Source organism: Ramlibacter lithotrophicus (assembly GCF_012184415.1).
Lineage (GTDB): Bacteria > Pseudomonadota > Gammaproteobacteria > Burkholderiales > Burkholderiaceae_C > Ramlibacter > Ramlibacter lithotrophicus.
Genome location: NZ_VTOX01000008.1, coordinates 82364 through 101582 on the forward strand (window position 1 = coordinate 82364; position 19219 = coordinate 101582).

The window sequence follows — 19219 nt, forward strand, 5'->3', positions numbered from 1 at the left end:
CACGTCAAGGTATCGCCGGCCGTCGGCGGTGTTTACTGCACCCCACTCACACGTAGCAGGAGACATGCGTGGACGCATCAACACACACACGAGCCGGGCAGTCAGCCGACCGACCACCCCCCCAGGCGCAAGCCGGCCTCTCGATCGCCATCGCCGGCAGCGGCGGCAGCGGCGTCATGACCGCCGGCACGCTGCTGCTGGAGGCGGCCGCGCAGGCGGGCCTGTACGGCCTCATGGTGCGCACCAGCGGCCCGCAGATCCGCGGCGGCGAGGCGGCCGCGCTGCTGCGGCTCGCGCCGACCCCGGTCGAGTCGCTCGACGACCGTTTCGACCTGCTGCTGGCCGTGGACTGGCAGAACATCCACCGCTTCGCCGACGAGATCCCGCTGCATGCCGGCAGCCTGCTGATCGGTGACGCCGAGGGCGGCGAGGTGCCGGAGGTGTTCGTGCGCACCGGGGCCAGGACGGTGGCCCTGCCGCTCAAGAAGATGGCCAAGGGCCTGGCCGGCAGCTGGATCAACATGCTGGCGCTGGGCATCGCCGGCGCTGTGGCAGGCATTCCGGTGCAAGCGCTCGAAGGGGCCGTGCGCCGCGGGTGGAAGCGTCCGGAAGCGGCGCTGCTGGCCAACCTGGCGGCGGTGCGCGAAGGCATGGCGGCGGCCGAGGGCCTGTCCAGCCTGCCGAAGATCAAGGCCGGGCCCGCCACCGAAGGCCGCTGGGTGCTCTCCGGCAACGAAGGCGCGGGCTACGGCGCGCTGCGCGGCGGCGTGCGCTTCGTGGCGGCCTACCCGATCACGCCGGCCACCGAGCTGCTGGAGTGGATGGCGCCGGCGCTGCAGAAGGTCGGCGGGACGCTGCTGCAGGCCGAGGACGAGCTGGCCTCGGTCAACATGATCATCGGCGCCTCCTACGGCGGCGTGCCGTCGCTCACGGCCACCGCCGGGCCCGGGCTCGCGCTCATGACCGAAGGCATCGGCCTGGCCGTCGCGGCCGAGGTCCCCATCGTCGTCGTGGACGTCATGCGCGGCGGTCCGTCCACCGGCATCCCGGCCAAGAGCGAGCAGAGCGACCTGTCGTTTGCCGTCAGCGGCCTGCACGGCGACGCGCCGCGGCTGGTGCTGGCACCGAGCTCGATCTCCGACTGCGTCGCGACCACGCAATGGGCGGTGGAACTCGCCGAAACGCTGCAGGCGCCGGCGATCGTGCTGTCGGACCAGTTCATGGGGCAGTCGCGCGCGATCGTCGAGAGGCCGGCGCTGCGGCCGGGAGGCGCGCAGCGGCTCACCGTGGAGGCCGGCACGCCCGAGTACAAGCGCTACCGCGACACCGAGTCCGGGGTCTCGCCGATGGCGATTCCCGGCACTCCCGGCGTGGTCTACACGGCGGACGGCCTCGAGCACACCGAGGGCGCGATCCCGAGCAGCCAGGCGCGCGACCACACGATCCAGCTCGACAAGCGCGAGCGCAAGCTGCTGCGCCACGACTACGGCAGCCGCTGGGCCGACGTCGAAGGCGACGCTGCGCTGGCGGTGATCACCTTCGGCTCCGCCACCGGCCCGGTGCGCGAAGCGGTGCGGCGCGCCGCGGCGCAGGGAGTGGCTGTGCGGCTGGTCGTGCTGCGCCTGCTGGCGCCGGTGCAGCAGGCGGCGTTCGATGCCGCGCTGGCCGGCGTCGCGCGGGTGATGGTGATCGAGCAGAACCACGGCGCGCAGCTGCTGCGGTACCTGCGCGGGGTGGTGGACCTGCCGTCCCGTCCCGACAGCTTCCACCGGCCCGGTCCGCTGCCGCTGCGGCCGGCCGAGGTCTGCGCCGCGCTCCTCGAGTGGGCCGGCGCCACAACCCAAGCGAAGGAGACGGTATGAGCGACATGGTCGAAGCCCCGGCGCTCACACCAGCGCAGTACAAGTCCGGCTACAAGCCGATCTGGTGTCCCGGCTGCGGTGACTACACCGTGCTGGCCTCGGTCACCAAGGCATTGGCGCAGCTGCAGCGCCCGCCGCACGAAGTGGCGGTGGTGTCCGGCATCGGCTGCTCGTCGCGAATCCCCGCCTACACCTCGTGCTACGGCTTCCACGGCGTGCACGGCCGGTCGCTCGCGGCCGCCACCGGGTTGAAGGTCGCGCGCCCCGAGCTGACGGTGCTGGTCGCCAGCGGCGACGGCGACGGCTACTCGATCGGCGGCAACCACTTCCTGCACGCGTGCCGCCGCAACGTCGACCTGACCTACATCGTCATGGACAACCACGTGTACGGCATGACCAAAGGCCAGGCCTCGCCGACCACCGAACCGGACTGGGACAACAAGCTGTCGCCCGGCGGCACCGGCATCCGGTCGTTCCACCCGCTCGTGATCGCGCTCGCATCCGGCGCCAACTTCGTGGCGCGCGCCTTCTCGGGCGACCAGAACGGCACCGCGGACATCATCGCCCAGGCGATCCGGCACCCCGGCTTCTCCTTCGTCGAGATCCTGAGCCCCTGCGTCACGTTCCGGCCCGAGCAGCGCGACTGGAAGAACCTGGTGCACCCGGCGGCGGTGGAGCACACCGACGACGCCGCGCGGGCGGCCCGCCGCATCATGACCGACGACGGCTTCAACATCGGCGTGCTGTACGCCGGCAACCGCCCGGTCTATCCGGGTGGCGCGGTGGCCGCGAAACAGTCGGTCGCCGACCTCGAAGCGGAGTTCGCGCTGTGAGCGCCGCCGCCGGCCCGGCGCTGCCGGAACTGACCCTGGAGCAGTTCATGGCGCAGGCCTACGCCATGGAGCTGGAAGCGGTGGAGCGCTACACCGAATTCGCCGACATGCTGGAGACGGCGAACAACCCGGAGGTGGCGGCACTGTTCCGCACCATGGCCGGCTACGAGACGAAGCACGCCGAGCAGATCCTGGCGCAGATGGGTTGGACGCAGGCGCCGCCGCCGCCGCCCGGCCTGCTCACGGCCCCCGGCATGGAGGCGCCCGAGGCGATGCCGATCGACGAGGCGCACTACCTGATGCGGCCGTGGCACGCGCTGCAACTCGCGCTGGCGGCGGAGCGGCGGGCGCAGGCCTTCTTCGCCCTGCTGGCGCGCATGGCGACGACCGAGCCGGTGCGCAAGGCGGCGCTGGAGCTGCAGGCCGAGGAGGCCGAGCACGTCGCGCTGGTGCAGGCGTGGCTGGCGAAGGTGCCCGCGCCTGACCAGGACTGGGCCGTGGATCCCGATCCGCCGCGTTACACAGACTGAAGGATTCGTGATGAAGACATTGCTCCCCGAGGGGTGGGCGGCGCCGATCGGCTACGCCAACGGCATCGAGGTCGAGGCGGGCCGGATCGTGTTCGTCGCCGGCCAGGTCGGCTGGGACGCGCAGCAGCGCTTCGCGTCCGAGGACATCGTGCCGCAGTTCGACCAGGCGCTGGTCAACATCCTGGCGGTGCTGGCGCTGTCCGGCGCCGGTCCGCGGCACATCTGCCGCATGACGGCCTATTGCTGCGACAAGCCGGCCTACATGGCGGCGCGGCGCGACCTCGGGGCGATCTGGAAGCGGCGCATGGGCAGCCACTACCCGGCGATGAGCATGATCTTCGTCGCGGACCTGCTCGACCACCCGGCCAAGATCGAACTCGAGGCCACCGCCGTGCTGCCGCGCAGCGGCGGCTGAAGGGAAACGGGAACCATGCTGCAGATCATCATCCAGGGCCGCGGCGGCCAGGGCGCGCAGACCGCCGGCAACCTGCTGGCCAAGGCCTATTTCAACGAGGGCCGCCAGGTGCAGGCCTTCGCCAGTTACGGCGGGGCGCGCCGCGGAACGCCCGTCAGCTCCTTCCTGCGCGTGGACGACAAGCCGGTGCGGCTGCGCTGCGACATCGAGCGGGCCGACGCGATCCTGTGCTTCGACGCGAGCCTGCTGCAAGGCGCGTTGCTGGCCGCCGCGCACGCCCAGACGCTGATCGTCGTGAACTCGGCGCGCAGCCCGGCCGAGTTCCGCACGGCGCTGCCCGGCTACCGCGTGGTGCCGGTGGACGGGCTCGCGATCTCGCGCCAGGCGGGCCTCGGCCGCATCGTCAACTCGGCGCTGCTCGGCGGCCTGGCCCGCGCCGTCGGCGATCCGCCGCTGGAGGTGCTCGAGCGCCTGCTGCAGGCGGAATCGCCGAAGCTGCGCGACGAGAACGTCGCCGCGTGCATCGCCGGCTACCGCGCCGTGGAAGCGCAGCTCACCGAGGCAGCCGCATGAACGCCCCCATGTTGCCCCCGACCACCTGGACCACCGGCAGCACCGAGGTCTTCAAGACCGGCACCTGGCGCGCGCAGCTGCCGCACTACGTCAAGCCGCCGTCGCCCTGCCACCAGGCGTGCCCGGTCAACGGCGAGATCGCGAACTGGATCGGCCTGGCCCACAAGCGCGATTTCCGCGGCGCCTGGGAAGTGCTGGCGATCAACAATCCCTTCCCGGCGATCGCCGGCCGGATCTGCCACCACCCGTGCGAATCGGCCTGCAACCGCGGCGCCCACGACGAGTCGGTGTCGATCTGCAAGCTCGAACGCCTGGTCGGCGACATGGCGCTGGAGCAGGGCTGGGCCTTCCAGCCGCCGCCCGAGGAGCGCGAAGGCCATGTCGCCATCGTCGGCGGCGGGCCGTCGGGCCTGTCGGCGGCGTACCAGCTGCGGCGGCGCGGCTGGCGGGTGACGATCTACGAACAGCAGGATGAACTCGGCGGGCTGATGCGCTACGGCATCCCCTCCTATCGCCTGTCGCGCAAGATCCTGGATGGCGAGATCAACCGCATCGTCGCGATGGGCGTGCAGGTCAAGCGCAAGAAGCTTGGCGGCATCGTCGACCTCGAGAAGCTGAGGGCCAGCCACGAGGCGGTGTACCTCGCGCTCGGCGCAGGCCGGCCGAAGCGCCTTCCGCAACTGCCGGCCAAGGCGCCATGGCTGATGGACGGCGCGCAATACCTCGCCCGCAGCAATGCCGGCACGCCGCCGGAACTCGGACGGCGGGTGGTGGTGATCGGTGGCGGGAGCGCGGCCATCGACGCGGCCCGCAGCGCCAGGCGCGCCGGGCACGACGTCACGATGCTGGCGCTGGAGAGCGCCGGCCAACTGCCGGCGCAGCGCGACGAAGTGACCGAGGCGCTGGAGGAGGGCATCACGCTGGTGGACGGCGCGATGCTCAAGGAAGTCAAGCCAGCCAACGGCCAGGGCATCGTCCTGACCTGCCAGAAGGTGCGCTTCGTCGCCGGCGCGGTGCGCGGCCAGTTCACGGTGGAGCCGGTGGACGGCGCCGAGTTCACGCTGGCGGCCAACGCCATCGTGACCTCGATCGGCGCCGACCCGGACCTGGGCGACCTGGCGGCGGCGATCCCGTCGCAGCGCGGGCTGTTCGTCGCCGATCGGCACAGCCAGGCGACCGGCGCGGACAAGGTGTGGGCCGGCGGCGACGTGGCGAGCATGGCGCGCTTCGTCACGGAGGCGGTCGGAATGGGCAAGCGCGCCGCGATCGACATCGACCGTGCGCTGCGCAGCGAGGCGGCGAGCCAGGCGCAGGCGCTGCCGGCGGTCGGGCTGGACGCGATCGCGCTGCACTACCACCCGAAGACCGCGCGGGCGCAGGCCCAGGTGCGGCCGGCCGCCGACCGCCTGGCCAACGGGCTCGAAGTGCAGCTCGGGCTGGAGCTGGAGCAGGCGCTGGCGGAGGCCGGCCGCTGCTTCTCCTGCGGCACCTGCACCAACTGCGACAACTGCTTCCACTATTGCCCGGACCTCGCCATCCGACGCGTCGACGGCGGGTACGAGGTACTGACCGACTACTGCAAGGGCTGCGGCATGTGCGTGAAGGAATGTCCCACCGGCTCGATCACCATGCGTGAGGAAATTCGATGAGTGCAAACCAAACGGCGATGCTGCTCACTGGCAACCACGCCTGCGCATGGGCGGCGCGGCTGGCCCGCCCACACGTGGTGCCGGTCTATCCGATCACGCCGCAGACGCCGATCCTGGAACTGCTGACCGACTTCCACGCCAGCGGCGACCTGCAGGCCGAGGTCCTGACGCCCGAGTCCGAGCATTCGGTGCTGTCGGCGTGCGTGCCGGCGTCCCTGGCCGGCGCCCGCGTCTTCACGGCCACCGCCTCGCAAGGCGTCCTGCTGATGCACGAGGTGCTGCACTACGCCAGCGGCGCGCGCGCGTCGATCGTCATGGCCAACGTGAACCGCACGGTGGCCTCGCCCTGGGCCTTCTGGCCCGACCAGACCGACAGCCTGGCGCAGCGCGATACCGGCTGGCTCCAGTTCTACGTCGAGACCGCGCAGGAAGCGCTGGACACCGTGCTGCACGCGTTCCGCGTCGCCGAGCAGGTGCAGTTGCCCGCGATGGTCAACCTCGACGCGTTCTACGTGTCGCATGCGGTGGAGCCGGTGCAGGTGCCGGCCCAGGAGCTGGTGGACAGGTACCTGCCACCGTACGAGCCCGAACACCGGCTCGACACGGCCACGGGCTCGTCCTGGGGCAACGTGGTCAGCGCGGACATGTTCTACCGGCACCGGCAGGCTATCGACGACGCGATGGGGCGCGCAGTACCGCTGGCGCAGGAGGCGGACCGGGAGTGGGCTGAGCTGACCGGCCGCAGCTGGGGCGTGCTGGAGCGCTACCGCTGCGACGGCGCCAAGGCCGTGATCGTGACGCTCGGCAGCATGTGCGGCACGGCGCGTGAAACGGTGGATGCGATGCGTGCCGCCGGCGAGGCCGTCGGCCTGGTGAAGCTGCGCCTGTTCCGGCCGTTCCCGCTGCAGGCGCTGCGGGTGGCGCTGGCCGGGGTGCCCGACGTGATCGTCCTGGACCGCAACCATTCCCCGGGCATGGGCGGGATCCTGCACCAGGAGCTGAAGGCGGCGCTCTATGGCATGGATGCCGCGCCGCGCCTGCACGGCCTGCTGGCCGGTGTCGGCGGGGTGAACGTGTCGCCGGAGGCGATGGCGGGAATGGTGCGCGGGGCGCTCGCCGCCGCGCCGCGCGTGGAATCGACCTGGGCCAGGTGAGCAGCATGCGAAAACTCGAACTCAACGAAGAGGCGATGCTCTGTTCCGGGCACGCCGCCTGTCCAGGATGCGTGGAAGCGCTGTCGGTGCGCCACGTGCTCGCGACCATGGGGCCGGACACCATGGCGGTGATCCCGCCGTCGTGCATGGCGATCATCGCCGGGCCGCAGCCCTTCAGCTCGCTGAAGATCCCGGTGTACCAGCCGACGCTGGAGGCGAGCGCGGCGGCGGCCTCGGGCCTGCGGCGCGCGCTCGACGCGCGCGGCAAGCGCGACACGCACGTGATCGTGCTGGCCGGCGACGGCGGCACCTACGACATCGGCTTCCAGTGCCTGTCGTCGGCGGCCGAGCGCAACGAGAACATCCTGTACTTCTGCCTCGACAACGAGGGCTACATGAACACCGGCGCGCAGAAGTCGTCGTCGACGCCGCACTACGCGACCACCGGCTCCACGCCCGACGGCAAGCTGACGCGCAAGAAGAACCTGATCGACATCATGGCCGCGCACCAGGTGCCGTATGCGGCGACCGCCTCGGCCTCTTACCTGCCGGACCTGATCCGCAAGGTGGAGAAGGCCAAGGCAATGCGCGGCTTCCGGATCATCACCATCCTGATCCCGTGCATCGATGGCTGGGGCCTGTCGGACGACGCCGGGCTGCGGGCCGGACGCTACGCGGTGGAGACCGGGGCCTTCCCGCTGTACGAGGTGGAGGATGGCACGCGCTACACGATCAACCAGCCAAGCTGCACGCGGCCGGTCAGCGAATACCTGGCGCTGCAGCGGCGCTACCGCGGCCTGAGCGCGGAGCGCACGACGGCGCTGCAGGCCGAGCTGGAGGCCGGCTGGGCGCGGCTGCAGCGGATGGCGGCGCTGGACGCGGCGACGGCTTAGGAGAGACGAAAGCCAACAGCCGAACGCAGAAGCCGCTAGCGCTTCCCCAGCGCCGCCAGGTGCGGCATTGCCGCGCTGGCTGCGCGCGGGCTGCAGGCGCGGGCAATGCAGTCGAGATGCGCCATATCCTGCGCCGCCGGCGCGGGTGCCAGCAGCGCGAGGTAGCGCTCCAGGTTGGTCGCGGCCGCGGACTGCGCCGCGGTGGTGGGCCGCGGCCACTGCGCCGCCAGCTCCGCCAGCAACCACTGCTCCGCCCGCTCCAGGTCCAGCTCGATGGCGGCCAGGCGCCGGCGGAACGGCAGCCCCAGTGCCGCCGCGCCGGCGTCGTGCTGCTGCTTGAGTGCCCGCCGCGCCAGGCGCACCGGCGCGATCACCTGCGACTGCCAAGCGGCGACCCGGCCCATCGCGGCGCGCAGCCGCTGCGCGTCCAGCTCGCGTCCCTGCCGGCCGCTCCAGCCGCAGAACAGCAGCACGTTGACGTCGGCGTCGCACCGCTCCTGCAGCGCGAGGCAGGCCTGCGCCACCCCCGGCATGCGGTACACCCGCAGTGAAAAGCGCCAGAACGGATTTCCGGCGGCGCGCATCAGGCTGACAGACGCATGCCGGTCTTGTGGCAGGCGTCGTCGCGGTGCCCGCTCCAGCGCCGGAACAGGTCGTGTTCTACGCCCACCTGGTCCAGCGCCTTGCCGATGGTTTGGTGCACCAGGTCCATGATGGTCTGCGGCCGGTGATAGAAGGCCGGCATCGGCGGCAGGATGATGGCCCCGCAGTCAGCGGCGCGGGTCATCAGCTCCAGGTGGCCCTTGTGCAGCGGCGTCTCGCGCACCAGCAGCACCAGCTTCCGGCTTTCCTTCAGCTGCACGTCGGCCGCCCGCACCACCAGGTTGAAGGTGAACGAGTTGGCGATCGCCGACAGCGTCTTCACGGTGCATGGCGCGACGATCATCCCCCGGGTGCGGAAGGAGCCGCTGGCCACTGCCGCGCCGACGTCCTTGTTGCTGTACACCTCGGTGGCGAGCGACCGCACGTCCTCCAGCGAATAGTCGGTTTCGATCGACAGGTTCAGGCCGGCGGCCTCGCTCAGGATCAGGTGCGTCGGCTGGTCGAGCTCCTTGAGCACCCGCAGCAGCTCGACGCCGTAGACGACGCCGGTGGCGCCGGTGATGGCGACGATGAGGGGAAGGGTCATGACGGGCTCCGGGTGGCGGGCGCCGGCGGCGCCGGCTGGCTGGCAGTCGGGTCAGGGTGCGATCCCGGCGGCGAACTGGCGACGCAGTGGGCGGCCAGCTGGAAGATCTCGGTGGCCGAAATGACGCCGACCAGCGCCTGCCCTTCGAGCACCGGGAACTGGGCGACGCCGAGCTCCCGGCCGCGCTGCAGGCACAGCTCCATGGTGTCGTCGGCCTGGACGGTGGCGGGGCGGCGCACCATGATGTCCTTCACCTTCAGCCGGGTGACGAAGAAGGCCATTTCGTCGGGATTCTGGGTGCGCGTCGCGAAATGCCCCATCCGCAGGACGCTGGCGCGGGTGACCAGCCCGCGCAGCCGCGCGCCGTCGACGACCGGCAGCGCGTGCAGGTTGTTCTCGATCAGCAGGCGCTTGGCCTCCGACACCAGGGTGTCCCCGACGATGGTCAGCGGGCCGGCCTGCATCCAGTCGCGCACCAGCATCGGCCGCGTCGCTGCGGCGTCGCGCATGTTCATGCGGCCATCCTTTCGCGCACGGCGCCGGCGCCCTGGTACAGGCGCACGAACTCGTCCACCGCGGCCCGCGCGAACTCCGGCGTGTACAGGTGCACGTCGAGCTCCTTCACATGGGACGGGTCGGCCAGCCTGTCCTTCAGGCGCGCGACGAAGGCCGCGTCGGCCTCGGGGTCGTGGATCGGCCGTCCGGGCTTGTCGAGCGAGGACCAGCCTTGCAGCGGCACCAGGAAGGTCCACGGCCCCTGCGCCTGGTTCAGCCGCTGCGCGATCACCTCGGCGGCCCGGCGCAATTCTTCCGCGGTGGTGCGGACCTGCACCCGCAGCGCATCCTGCACTACCTGCGGCCGCTCCTTCATCTTCTCCAGCATGTCGGTGCGGCCACCGTAGGACAGGATGTCCAGGCCGCAGGGGGCGAGCACCGTCGGCACGCCGCGGCGTACGGCGGCCATCAGCCGATCGGGCCCCGGGTCGCGGTTGCCCTTGAACAGGTGCTCCATCACGCCGCCGGTGCAGATGTCGAGCACGCCCTGGAACGCGCCGTCGGAGATCATCTCCTCCATCGCGCGGTCGCCCTTGCCCTGCGCATGGCACACGATCGCGGTGAAGCCCGCATCCTCCAGCATGCCGACGGCCGATTGCACCGCCATCTCGCCGAAGCCGAAGGAGGACACCGCGACGCACGGCTTGTCGAAGCGGATGTCGGTGCCCTGGGTCATCTCCACCATGCCGCAGATGGCGCCCACCGCGTTGATGATCTGCGCCTTCAGCAGCGGGTTCATCCTGACGATGTCCAGCACCGTGTGGTGCATGGTGATGTCCTTGGTGCCGACGTACCTGTCGATGTAGGCCGGGTGCGCCGCCATCGGCGAGGCCATCAGCTTGGGCATGCCGAACGGCAACCGCTTCATGATCGATGTGGCCACCAGGGTCGCCGTGCCGCCGCCGATGCCGATGACTCCGTGCACGCGCTGCTGCCTGGCCAGGTCGAGCACGATGGCCGCCGCACCGGCGATCTGGTTGTTCGTGGCCCGGTCGCGGTCGCTGCGGAAGGTCGCACGCAGTTCGTCGATCGCGAGACCTCCGCGCAGCGCGACCTCCTCGGTGGTGATGTCGCCGGGGAAGGGCGGCGGCTCCTCCATGCTGAAGTCCAGCAGGACCGGCTCGATGCCGCGCCCGGCGATCAGGTCCTTGACGAACAGGATGTCCTCGCCCCGGGTGTCGAGGTTGCAGACGATGACAATGCGCTTGCTCGTGCTCATGGATACCGCCTTCCGCCGCCGCGCCGCCGGCTCAGCCGGCCTTGGCCTTCTTCGCCACCTCGGGCCTGGTCAGCCGGTTGATCATCCCGGCCACCGGGCTGGCGCCGCGGAAGCCGTAGTCGTTCCAACGGTCCGACACCTTCTGCAGCACGGCGCGGTCCATGAAGATCTCGTTCGGCTTGTTCTTCCACTCGTACGGCGTGCAGGCGTCCAGGATGATCCGGCTGGTGATGTCGCGCGCCTCGATCGGCAGCCCGGGGTCGAGCGGCGTGGAGCGGCCGCGGTCGATGATCTGGGCCGAGCGCTTCGGGTCGAACCGGGTGGCCAGCGCCCACCAGACGCGGTCCCAGTCGTCGGCCTCGATGTCGTGGTCCACCGTGATCACGCCCTTGACCCCGTAGTGGCCGGTGGTGCTGGCGATCACGGCGTTGCCGACGTGGCTGGAATGGCCCGGATACATCTGCTTGACCGAGACCACCACCCAGAACCGGCCGCAGGCCTCCGGCGGGATGTACACGCTCTGGATGCCGGGCACCTTCATCATCTCCAGGTCGTACCACAGCGTCGCCGTGCGGTTGAGGGACTGGATCATGTGGATATCGTTGATCGGCTTGCCGACCGTGGTCGACCACATCACCGGCTTGTTGCGGTGCAGGATGCGCTTGATGCGCAGCACCGGCTTCGGGTAGTCCTTGCCCTTGTTGCCCGAGTAGTAGCCGGTGTATTCGCCGAACGGACCCTCGTCCATCAGCTCGTTCGGGTCGATGAAGCCTTCCGCGATGATCTCGGCGTTGGCCGGCAGCGTGAGGCCGGTCACCTCCGACTTGAACACCGGCACCGGGCGGCCGCGCAGCGACCCGGCAATGTCGTACTCGTCCACGCCGGCGCTCACCAGGGTGGACGCCGCCAGGAACAGCACCGGGTCGCAGCCGACCACGGCGGCGGCGGGCATCAGCTCGCCGCGCTCCTGGTACTTCTTCATGTGCATGTCGCCGTGCTTGCCCTTGATGATCTGCGAGCCCAGGATGTCCCTTCCCAGCACCTGCGAGCGATAGGTGCCCAGGTTGGTCCAGCCGGTGTCCGGGTCCTGCGTCACCAGGTAGCCGGCGGTGACGAAGAAGCGGCCGCCGTCGTCCGGGTAGAACCAGGGCACGGGGAACTTCTCGATGTCGATGTCCTGGCCGGTGATCTGGTTTTCCATCACGGGCGGCCGGTCCACCATGACCGGCTTGATCAGCTGCTTGGTCGTCAGCTCCATCCATTTCTTCGAGAGCTGGCTCATTGACAGCGAGGGATCCTGCTCCAGCGCGATGGCCAGCCGCTGCGGCGTCGTGAAGGCGCTGGTGAACACGGGGATGTCGTAGCCCTTCACCTTCTCGTACATCAGCGCCGGGCCCTTCTGCTCCTCGTTCACCTTGGAGACGTGGCACAGCTCGTACTTCCAGTCGACTTCGGTCTTCACCCGGTGGATCTCGCCGTTGGCTTCCAGCGCGGCGATGTAGCTGCGCAGGTCGTCGATGGGGCGGACTTCGGTGCGTGCGTTCATGGTGTCTCCGGAGGAATGCGTGGTGGTGTGGCGGGAAAAGGGCGCGGGCAGGAGTCAGCCGACCTTCTTGCCGGCCAGCATGGCCGACAGGATGTAGTCCATGGCGGTGCCGGCGGGGTGGTTGCTCGCGGCGCGGCTGCGGGCGCTCCATACGGTCTCGGGCCGCGCCTGCAGGATGAAGATGTTGCCGCCGGCGGGCAGGTCCTTGTCGACCGCCCATTCGATGTCCATCGGCCGGCCGTAGTGCTTCTCGATGCGCTTGCCCATCCAGGCCAGCTCGGTGACCTCGTCGTCGATCAGCGACTGCACGCGCTGCCGCTCGAACGGCACTTCGGTGGCGCGCGAGACCTGCTCCTTGGCGTCCACCGTGTAGCAGACGAGCTTCTGCGAGACGACGCGGTCGATGATGTCCAGCGTGACCTTGTTGACGACGAAGTGGTCGGGCGTCACCTCGCCGGACACCACCGACTCGCCAAAGCCGAAGTTGGAGTCGATCACGATCACCGAGCGATCGCCGTTGGCCGGGTGGATGGTGAACATCACGCCGGCGGTGTAGGAGTTGGCCATCTTCTGCACGCCCACCGCGATCGCCAGGCCGATGTCGTCGTAGCCCTTGTTGGCGCGGTAGGCGATGGCCCGCGCGGTGTAGAGACTGGAGATGCAACGGCGCATGTGGTGCAGCACGGCGTCCGCGCCCCGGATCCACAGGTAGGTGTCCTGCTGGCCGGCGAAGCTGGCGCCTTCGAGGTCCTCGGCGGTGGCGCTGGAGCGGACGGCCACCGGCACCGCCGGCATGCCGCAGCGCACCGAGAGTTGCCGATAGCGTTCGGCCACTTCGTCTTCGATGTCCTCGGAGAACGGTTGTGCCTCGATCAGCGCGCGGATCCGCATGCTGGCTGCCTCCAGCGCGTCCAGGTCGGCGGCGTCGGCGCCGTTCAGCAGCGATCGCACTTCCAGGTCGAGCCCCGCCTCGGCCATGAAGCGGCGCGAGCCGGCGGTGGTCAGCGCGAAGCCGGGGGGCACCCGCACGCCCGCGTTGATCAGCTCGCCGAGCGAGGCGCACTTGCCGCCCACCAGCGGCACCGAGTCGCCGTGGCAATCCTGCAGCCAGCAGACCGACGGCAGCACTCCCTCTCCAGCTTGCGGGAGAGGGTTGGGGTGAGGGCAAGCACCTGCGCGGAGCCCCCCATCCCCCGCCGTCTCCCGCAGGCGGGAGACGGAGCCAACGGCGGAAGGCGTTTCCACGGCGTCACCTTCAGCGCGCGATCGTCACGGCCCCGGTCGAGCCGTCGACGCGCAGCGTCATCCCGGTCTTGATGATCTTGGTGGCGTGGCCGGTGCCCACGACCGCCGGCATGCCGTACTCGCGGCAGACGATGGCCGCATGGCTCATCACGCCGCCGACATCCGTGATGCACGCGCCGATCTTGGCGAAGGCGGGCGCCCAGGACGGCGAGGTGGTCGGTGCCACCAGGATCTCGCCCTGCAAGAGGTCGCCGACCTCGGCCACGGTCTTGCAGACGCGCGCCTTGCCTTCCACGATGCCCGGGCTGCCGGCGAAACCCTTCAGCTCCGAGATGGTCTCCGGGTCGGCCACCTCCTGCACCGCGGCCCAGTCGGCCAGCGACTTGTTGGTGACGCCCCAGAGCACGATGGTGAACGGCTCCTGAATCACCTCGGGCGCGGTGCCGATGGCCGGCGGCGCGTTCCACTCCTTGAACTTCGCCATCACGCCCTTGCGCCAGACGATCTCCCTGGGCCAGGTCTGCGTGCCGCGCGGCGTGACGCCGGTGGCCCAGGCGGTGACGATGTCCCACAGCGCCGACTTGATCTCGTCGCGCCGCAGCAGCCAGATGTCCTCGACGTCGGCGATGACGCCGTGCTCCTTCATGATCGCGCCGACCTCGCGCATCTTGTTCCAGAACACCGAGTGGAACCAGTGCTCGACGTAGAACAGGTGGTTCTCGACGTAGGGGAACACGGTCTTGGCGCATCCCAGCAACTCGTCGAACTGCTTCAGGTCCTCGGGCTTCTCGATCAGCGCGCGGTATTCCGCGGTGATGCGGTCGCGCTCGGCGCGCACCTTCTCGGTCGGGCGGTCGATCGACGCGCCTTCGTGCAACTTGCCGATATAGGTCTGGATGCCCGACAGCGGCACGTTCATCTGGTCGTTCCACGAGCGGTCGTGGTGGAACCAGCCGGTGCCGGTGGAGATGTTGAACCAGGGCTCCTTGGCCAGCTTCAGGTCCGCCAGCCACTTCACGCCGTTGGGCAGTTTCTTCAGGGCCTCTTCCACGACGGTCCACTGCGAACCGAAGGTGACGACCTTGTCCACGCCCAGCTCGATCGCGCGCCGCGCGAGCTTCTTCAGCTCCTCGTCGGGCTGGTACATGATGACGTCGATGCCCGAGATCATCTGCGTCACGCGCTGCGCCGGGATGTTGGGGAACAGCTTCTGCGCGAAGTCGAGGAAGAACACGTAGGCCGCGTAGCCCAGGTTCAGGAACTCGAAGTGGTATTGCCAGCACTTGATGCCCAGGTTGATCAGGTCGTCGTAGTTCTTCAGCAGGTGGAAGCCCTGCGATTCGCCCAGGGCGTCGGTCACCACCGACATGTCCTCCATGTCGGCCAGCCGCGGGATCTGCACGGCCTCGAGCTGGCGGATGGTGGCTTCCATCTTCACCTTCCACTTGGCTTCCAGGGCATCCCAGTTCCTGTAGTAGTAGCCGGCGCGCTCCATGAAGTGCGGCACGCGGGCGCCGATCTCGGTGCCGTCCTTCACCGGCACCGGCGAGATGTAGACGTAGCCGTTGATGATGCGGTGATCGACGCCGCGCACAGGCGGCACCATGAAGATGCGGTTGTTGAATTGCGAAAGGGCGAGATACCAGGCCTCGTCCCAGATCGTGTCGAACGGATACAGCGGCTCCGGGTAGTGCAGGCCGTCGTAGAACCAGAAGGTCTCCTTCTCGTAGCCGTTGCGCACGGGGTCGTCGGTGACGAATTGATACTGGTACGGATACATGCGCTCCCAGCCCTCGGTGCCGGGAATCTGCTGCGCCTTCACGTCGTGCGGAACGGGGAATTTCATTGCTTGTCTCCTTGGTGTTTGGCGCCGGCGGCCGGGGCGTCGCGCCGTGGCTGCGCGTGGGCTGGACGCAAGAGGCGTGCCACGGGCGCCGCCGCGGAGGGCCGCCGCCGCTGGCGCGGTTCGCGGCGCCTGGCGGGCAGCGCCGGGCGCGCGCGGCCGTTGTTCATTTGATGAGCGCGACGGCCGCGGCGCGGGGCGACTTGATCATTTGGTGAAGTGCCGCACCGCGATGCATGCGGGAAGACACGGGGCGGCGGCGGGCCCGGACCTTGACATCGCTCAAGGTCGCTGCCGGGGACCGCCCTACAAAGGCCCCCTGGAGACAAGAAGTCAGGAGCGAGACGATGGCGAAGCTCTACAGCATCGCCCGCGCGGCCGGCAACGACGTTCGGGCGCAGGTCCATTTCTGCCCTGACACGGGCCAGATCTGGCTGCACGAGCACCGCATGCTGCTGGTGCACGCCGAAGCGCAGGGACTGCTGCGCAAGGAGTTGATCGACTCGCTGGGCATGGACCGGGCGCGCGCCCTGCTCACCCGCATGGGATATGCGTCGGGACTGCGCGACGCGGAGCTGGCGCGGCGCCGCTCGCAGGATTGCAGCGACGAGGAGGCGTTCATGACCGGTCCCCAGCTGCACACGCTGGAAGGGATCGTCAGGGCCACCCCGGTGCGGCTGGAACTCGAGCGCGGGTCCGGCCGCTTCGACGGCGAGTTCCTGTGGGAGAACTCTTGGGAAGGCCAGTGGCACCGGCATCACTACGGGCGCCATGGAGAGCCGGTGTGCTGGACGCAGGTCGGCTACATGTGCGGGTACGCATCCGCGTTCATGGGCCGGTCGATCCTGTTCAAGGAAGTCGAGTGCGTGGGCGCGGGCCACGCCAGTTGCCGGATCGTGGGCCGCCCGGCCGAGGAGTGGCCCGACGCGGCCGAGCAGTCGCGCTATTTCACCCCGGAGTCCATCGCCGACCAGTTGATCGACCTGCAGACCCAGGTGGTGCAACTGCGTTCGACGATCGGCGACAAGGAGACGCTGCCGGCGGACATGATCGGCGTATCCCCCGGCTTCCGGCGCGCGTTCGACCTGCTGCGCCAGGGCGCGGGCAGCCAGATCACGGTGCTGCTGCTCGGCGAGACCGGCGTCGGCAAGGAGCTCTTCGCGCGGGCGCTGCACGCCATGGGGCCACGCCGCGACAAGCCCTTCGTCGCCGTGAACTGCGCGGCCATCCCCGCGGAGCTGGTGGAGGCGGAGCTGTTCGGCGTCGAGCGCGGCGCCTACACCGGAGCGCAGTCGGCGCGCGCCGGGCGCTTCGAGCGTGCCGACGGCGGCAGCCTGTTCCTCGACGAGGTCGGCGACCTGCCGCTGCCGGCCCAGAGCAAGCTGCTGCGCGCGCTGCAGGACGGGGAGATCGAGCGCGTGGGCGACCACCGGGTGCGACGCGTGGACGTGCGCACGATCGCCGCGACCAACGCCGACCTGCAGCGGCTGGTCAGGGAAGGGCGCTTCCGGTCCGACCTGTACTACCGGCTGAACGCGTTCCAGATCGAGATTCCGCCGCTGCGCGAGCGCAAGGAGGACGTCTCCTTCCTGGCCAAGCGCTTCCTCGAGAAGTACGGCGCCGTGCACGGCAAGAAGCTGCGCGGATTCACCGACAAGGCCAAGCGCGCGCTGCTGACGTACCACTGGCCGGGCAACATCCGTGAGCTGCAGAACATGGTGGAGCGCGGCGTCATCCTCGCCCCCAGCGGTTCGCGCATCGAGGTGAACCACCTCTTCTCATGCCAGTCGGCGGAGGGCCAGCCGCTCGAATTGGGGCTGGGCCTGGACGGCAACCTCGACGCTGCCACGTGGGCGATCGGCAAGGACCTGTGCGAGGCCGTGTTCAACGGGGTGCGCACGCTCGACGAAGTGGAGGCCATGCTGATCGAGACCGCGGTCGACAAGGCGCACGGCAACCTGTCGGCGGCGTCCCGGATGCTGGGGCTCACCCGGCCGCAGCTGGCGTACCGCCTGAAGCGGCTGAACGAGGCGGCCGCCAGCCGGGAGGGCGGGCCACCCGCGGAGCCGGCCGGCGAGGTGCCGCGGTGGCGTTGAACCTGACAGCGCCGGTGCGGGATTTCCTCGCGCGCCACCACGTGATGACCCTGGCGACGCAGGGCGGCGCGGGTCCCTGGGCGGCCGCGCTGTTCTACGCGACCGATGGCGACGCACTCGTGTTCCTGTCGGCGCCCGGCAGCCGGCACGGACGCGACATCGCGCTGCAGCCACGCTGCGCGGCGACGATCCAGGGCCAGGAGCAGGACTGGCGCGCCATCCAGGGCGTCCAGATCGAGGGCGTGGCCGCGCCGCTGGACGGCGACGACCGGGATCGCGCCCGCCGGCGCTACGCCGAGCGCTTTCCCTTCGTGCGACCGGAGGCTGGGCCCGACGCGATCGTCCGCGCGCTGGCGCGGGTGCGGTGGTATCGGCTGCGGATCGACCGGCTGTTCTTCATCGACAACGCGCGCGGACTGGGGCAGCGGCAGCAGTTCGATGCGTCCTGACGGCCTGGCTGCAGGAGGGGAACCCCAAGAAGAACCGGCAGCCGGACGCAGAAGCCGCCAAAGAAGCCATTGGTGTGCTCGGGCGCCTGCCGCGGTCGCCTCGCGGCCGCTTGCACAGTCTCGGCGCGCTCACGCGCCATCATTTCTACTAGCGCTTCCCCCGGGCCACCAGCCGCAACATCGTCGCAATCGTGATCGAGCTGAACGTCGCGCGGGCGATCTGGTCGATCTCGGCCAGCACCGTGTCCAGCGCCTGGTCCACCGGCGTGGGCGGGGCGCCGTCGTGCCGGTTGGCGGGTGTCGAATCCTCGAACAGCTGGATCACGTCCATCATCGTCAGGCGCCGCGCATTCGCCGTGAAGCGATAGCCGCCGCCGACGCCGCGCACCGACTCGACGATGCCGGCGCGCGCGAGTTCGGCCAGCACCTTGGCCAGGTGGTGCGGCGAGACGTCGTACTTCTCGGCGATCTCGGCCGCGGGAATGTGGCGCTCGGGAGCCGCTGCGAATTCCAGCACGCTGTACAGCGCCAGGGTCGTGTTGACCTGCAGCTTCATGGGGCCACGTCCATCTCGAGCGGGATCAGCGGCGCGGCCATCATGCCCTGGCTGCGGAAGAAGGACAGGATCAGCGTGTTGTCGTGCGACAGCAGCGTGCGCAGCTTGCGCACGCCCGTCTCCCGCAGCGCGTCGGTCAGGGCCGCCAGCAGCTTGGTGCCGATGCCGGCCTGCCGGGCCGTCGGATCGACGTCGATCGCGAAGACCCAGCCGCAGGGTGCGGAGCCGAATTCCCAGTCGCGCACCTCACCGATGAGGAAGCCGACCACGCGCTTGCCGGCCAGCGCCACCAGGAACCAGCGCTGCTCGCCCTTGAAGCCGATGCCGTAGCGCTTGTAGACGCGCTGCCAGTAGGGCCGCTTCTCGATCCCCGTCACCAGCGTGTCGATCGCGATCACGTGGTCCAGGTCGGCGCGGCGCACCGGACGCACGGTGATTTCATCCGGCGCGGCACGGCCGCGGCGCGCGCCGGCGCGCCGCGGCGACGCCGTGCCTGCAGGGGGTGTGGAGGTTCTGGTCAAGAAGTTGCGCTAGATCAAAGCTAATAACGGCATTCCGGTACCAGAATGGCCTGAACTGGCGTCGATTCTAGTCCAGGCCTGCTGCGCAGGC

19 protein-coding genes are annotated in these 19219 nt (G+C 69.9%); 10 read left to right on the top strand and 9 right to left on the bottom strand.

Annotated elements, in window-relative coordinates:
• Positions 1 to 68 precede the first annotated feature (68 nt).
• The 8 genes from RAMLITH_RS19265 to RAMLITH_RS19300 are packed head-to-tail and all read left to right on the top strand — an operon-like array spanning position 69 to position 7909.
• Positions 69 to 1862 (top strand): 2-oxoacid:acceptor oxidoreductase subunit alpha, encoded by a 1794-nt coding sequence (locus RAMLITH_RS19265; RefSeq protein ID WP_202883299.1) that lies wholly within the window; start codon positions 69 to 71, stop codon positions 1860 to 1862.
• Positions 1859 to 2695, top strand: a complete 837-nt coding sequence (locus RAMLITH_RS19270; RefSeq protein ID WP_168109078.1) for a 2-oxoacid:ferredoxin oxidoreductase subunit beta — start codon at positions 1859 to 1861, stop codon at positions 2693 to 2695. The genes RAMLITH_RS19265 and RAMLITH_RS19270 overlap by 4 nt, the downstream gene beginning before the upstream one ends.
• Entirely contained in the window at positions 2692 to 3225 is a 534-nt protein-coding gene (locus RAMLITH_RS19275; RefSeq protein WP_168109079.1) for a ferritin family protein, read from the top strand. Before RAMLITH_RS19270 ends, RAMLITH_RS19275 begins: the two co-directional genes overlap by 4 nt.
• 10 nt (positions 3226 to 3235) lie before the next feature.
• Positions 3236 to 3640 carry a RidA family protein gene (locus RAMLITH_RS19280; RefSeq protein WP_168109080.1) on the top strand — a complete coding sequence of 135 codons (405 nt, stop codon included), beginning with the start codon at positions 3236 to 3238 and terminating at the stop codon, positions 3638 to 3640.
• A gap of 15 nt (positions 3641 to 3655) precedes the next feature.
• Positions 3656 to 4213 (top strand): 2-oxoacid:acceptor oxidoreductase family protein, encoded by a 558-nt coding sequence (locus RAMLITH_RS19285; protein ID WP_168109081.1) that lies wholly within the window; start codon positions 3656 to 3658, stop codon positions 4211 to 4213.
• A gap of 8 nt (positions 4214 to 4221) precedes the next feature.
• A complete protein-coding gene (locus RAMLITH_RS19290) occupies positions 4222 to 5862 on the top strand; it encodes an NAD(P)-binding protein (protein ID WP_168109082.1) in 1641 nt (546 codons plus the stop codon).
• On the top strand, positions 5859 to 7016 hold the full coding sequence (porA, locus tag RAMLITH_RS19295) for a pyruvate ferredoxin oxidoreductase (protein ID WP_168109083.1): 1158 nt from the start codon (positions 5859 to 5861) through the stop codon (positions 7014 to 7016). Before RAMLITH_RS19290 ends, porA begins: the two co-directional genes overlap by 4 nt.
• Before the next feature lie 5 nt (positions 7017 to 7021).
• Positions 7022 to 7909 carry a thiamine pyrophosphate-dependent enzyme gene (locus tag RAMLITH_RS19300; protein ID WP_168109084.1) on the top strand — a complete coding sequence of 296 codons (888 nt, stop codon included), beginning with the start codon at positions 7022 to 7024 and terminating at the stop codon, positions 7907 to 7909.
• A gap of 35 nt (positions 7910 to 7944) precedes the next feature.
• On the opposite strand, the gene RAMLITH_RS26130 is transcribed toward RAMLITH_RS19300, so the two are convergent.
• The 7 genes from RAMLITH_RS26130 to RAMLITH_RS19335 all read right to left on the bottom strand — a co-directional run bounded on the left by RAMLITH_RS26130 (position 7945) and on the right by RAMLITH_RS19335 (position 15509).
• Positions 7945 to 8493 (bottom strand): TIGR02444 family protein, encoded by a 549-nt coding sequence (locus RAMLITH_RS26130; protein WP_168109085.1) that lies wholly within the window; start codon positions 8491 to 8493, stop codon positions 7945 to 7947.
• Positions 8493 to 9098: a UbiX family flavin prenyltransferase gene (locus tag RAMLITH_RS19310; RefSeq protein WP_168109086.1), complete on the bottom strand. Its 606-nt coding sequence runs from the start codon at positions 9096 to 9098 to the stop codon at positions 8493 to 8495. The genes RAMLITH_RS26130 and RAMLITH_RS19310 overlap by 1 nt, the downstream gene beginning before the upstream one ends.
• A complete protein-coding gene (locus RAMLITH_RS19315; RefSeq protein WP_202883300.1) occupies positions 9095 to 9613 on the bottom strand; it encodes a CBS domain-containing protein in 519 nt (172 codons plus the stop codon). The genes RAMLITH_RS19310 and RAMLITH_RS19315 overlap by 4 nt, the downstream gene beginning before the upstream one ends.
• Complete coding sequence (locus RAMLITH_RS19320; protein ID WP_168109087.1) at positions 9610 to 10872, bottom strand: Tm-1-like ATP-binding domain-containing protein; 1263 nt, start codon at positions 10870 to 10872, stop codon at positions 9610 to 9612. Before RAMLITH_RS19320 ends, RAMLITH_RS19315 begins: the two co-directional genes overlap by 4 nt.
• 31 nt (positions 10873 to 10903) lie before the next feature.
• The gene (ppcB, locus tag RAMLITH_RS19325; RefSeq protein WP_168109088.1) at positions 10904 to 12418 is read right to left on the bottom strand and encodes a phenylphosphate carboxylase subunit beta; all 1515 of its coding nucleotides are present in this window, start codon (positions 12416 to 12418) and stop codon (positions 10904 to 10906) included.
• Between the two features lie 54 nt (positions 12419 to 12472).
• A complete protein-coding gene (locus RAMLITH_RS19330; RefSeq protein WP_202883301.1) occupies positions 12473 to 13546 on the bottom strand; it encodes a PEP/pyruvate-binding domain-containing protein in 1074 nt (357 codons plus the stop codon).
• A 127-nt stretch (positions 13547 to 13673) separates the two neighbouring features.
• On the bottom strand, positions 13674 to 15509 hold the full coding sequence (locus tag RAMLITH_RS19335) for a PEP-utilizing enzyme (RefSeq protein ID WP_168109089.1): 1836 nt from the start codon (positions 15507 to 15509) through the stop codon (positions 13674 to 13676).
• Positions 15510 to 15853: 344 nt separating this feature from the next.
• Here RAMLITH_RS19335 and RAMLITH_RS19340 point away from each other — a divergent pair, with 344 nt between their 5' ends.
• Together RAMLITH_RS19340 and RAMLITH_RS19345 are read left to right on the top strand one after the other, a co-directional pair.
• Positions 15854 to 17602 carry a sigma-54-dependent Fis family transcriptional regulator gene (locus tag RAMLITH_RS19340; protein WP_168109090.1) on the top strand — a complete coding sequence of 583 codons (1749 nt, stop codon included), beginning with the start codon at positions 15854 to 15856 and terminating at the stop codon, positions 17600 to 17602.
• Positions 17593 to 18051 (top strand): pyridoxamine 5'-phosphate oxidase family protein, encoded by a 459-nt coding sequence (locus tag RAMLITH_RS19345; RefSeq protein WP_168109091.1) that lies wholly within the window; start codon positions 17593 to 17595, stop codon positions 18049 to 18051. The genes RAMLITH_RS19340 and RAMLITH_RS19345 overlap by 10 nt, the downstream gene beginning before the upstream one ends.
• Before the next feature lie 148 nt (positions 18052 to 18199).
• Here the strand turns inward: RAMLITH_RS19345 and RAMLITH_RS19350 are convergent, their stop codons facing one another.
• Entirely contained in the window at positions 18200 to 18607 is a 408-nt protein-coding gene (locus RAMLITH_RS19350) for an Rrf2 family transcriptional regulator (protein ID WP_168109092.1), read from the bottom strand.
• On the bottom strand, positions 18604 to 19128 hold the full coding sequence (locus RAMLITH_RS19355; protein WP_168109093.1) for a GNAT family N-acetyltransferase: 525 nt from the start codon (positions 19126 to 19128) through the stop codon (positions 18604 to 18606). The genes RAMLITH_RS19350 and RAMLITH_RS19355 overlap by 4 nt, the downstream gene beginning before the upstream one ends.
• Positions 19129 to 19219: the final 91 nt, after the last annotated feature.

What these genes read in the sequence shown, in the direction of transcription:
- RAMLITH_RS19270 (WP_168109078.1), top strand. Translation starts at nt 1,859, where the DNA reads ATGAGCGACATGGTCGAAGCCCCGGCGCTCACACCAGCGCAGTACAAG.
- RAMLITH_RS19280 (WP_168109080.1), top strand. Translation starts at nt 3,236, where the DNA reads ATGAAGACATTGCTCCCCGAGGGGTGGGCGGCGCCGATCGGCTACGCC.
- porA (WP_168109083.1), top strand. Translation starts at nt 5,859, where the DNA reads ATGAGTGCAAACCAAACGGCGATGCTGCTCACTGGCAACCACGCCTGC.
- RAMLITH_RS19350 (WP_168109092.1), bottom strand. Translation starts at nt 18,607, where the DNA reads ATGAAGCTGCAGGTCAACACGACCCTGGCGCTGTACAGCGTGCTGGAA.
- RAMLITH_RS19300 (WP_168109084.1), top strand. Translation starts at nt 7,022, where the DNA reads ATGCGAAAACTCGAACTCAACGAAGAGGCGATGCTCTGTTCCGGGCAC.
- RAMLITH_RS19290 (WP_168109082.1), top strand. Translation starts at nt 4,222, where the DNA reads ATGTTGCCCCCGACCACCTGGACCACCGGCAGCACCGAGGTCTTCAAG.
- RAMLITH_RS26130 (WP_168109085.1), bottom strand. Translation starts at nt 8,493, where the DNA reads ATGCGCGCCGCCGGAAATCCGTTCTGGCGCTTTTCACTGCGGGTGTAC.
- RAMLITH_RS19285 (WP_168109081.1), top strand. Translation starts at nt 3,656, where the DNA reads ATGCTGCAGATCATCATCCAGGGCCGCGGCGGCCAGGGCGCGCAGACC.
- RAMLITH_RS19320 (WP_168109087.1), bottom strand. Translation starts at nt 10,872, where the DNA reads ATGAGCACGAGCAAGCGCATTGTCATCGTCTGCAACCTCGACACCCGG.
- RAMLITH_RS19340 (WP_168109090.1), top strand. Translation starts at nt 15,854, where the DNA reads ATGGCGAAGCTCTACAGCATCGCCCGCGCGGCCGGCAACGACGTTCGG.
- RAMLITH_RS19310 (WP_168109086.1), bottom strand. Translation starts at nt 9,098, where the DNA reads ATGACCCTTCCCCTCATCGTCGCCATCACCGGCGCCACCGGCGTCGTC.
- ppcB (WP_168109088.1), bottom strand. Translation starts at nt 12,418, where the DNA reads ATGAACGCACGCACCGAAGTCCGCCCCATCGACGACCTGCGCAGCTAC.
- RAMLITH_RS19315 (WP_202883300.1), bottom strand. Translation starts at nt 9,613, where the DNA reads ATGAACATGCGCGACGCCGCAGCGACGCGGCCGATGCTGGTGCGCGAC.
- RAMLITH_RS19335 (WP_168109089.1), bottom strand. Translation starts at nt 15,509, where the DNA reads ATGAAATTCCCCGTTCCGCACGACGTGAAGGCGCAGCAGATTCCCGGC.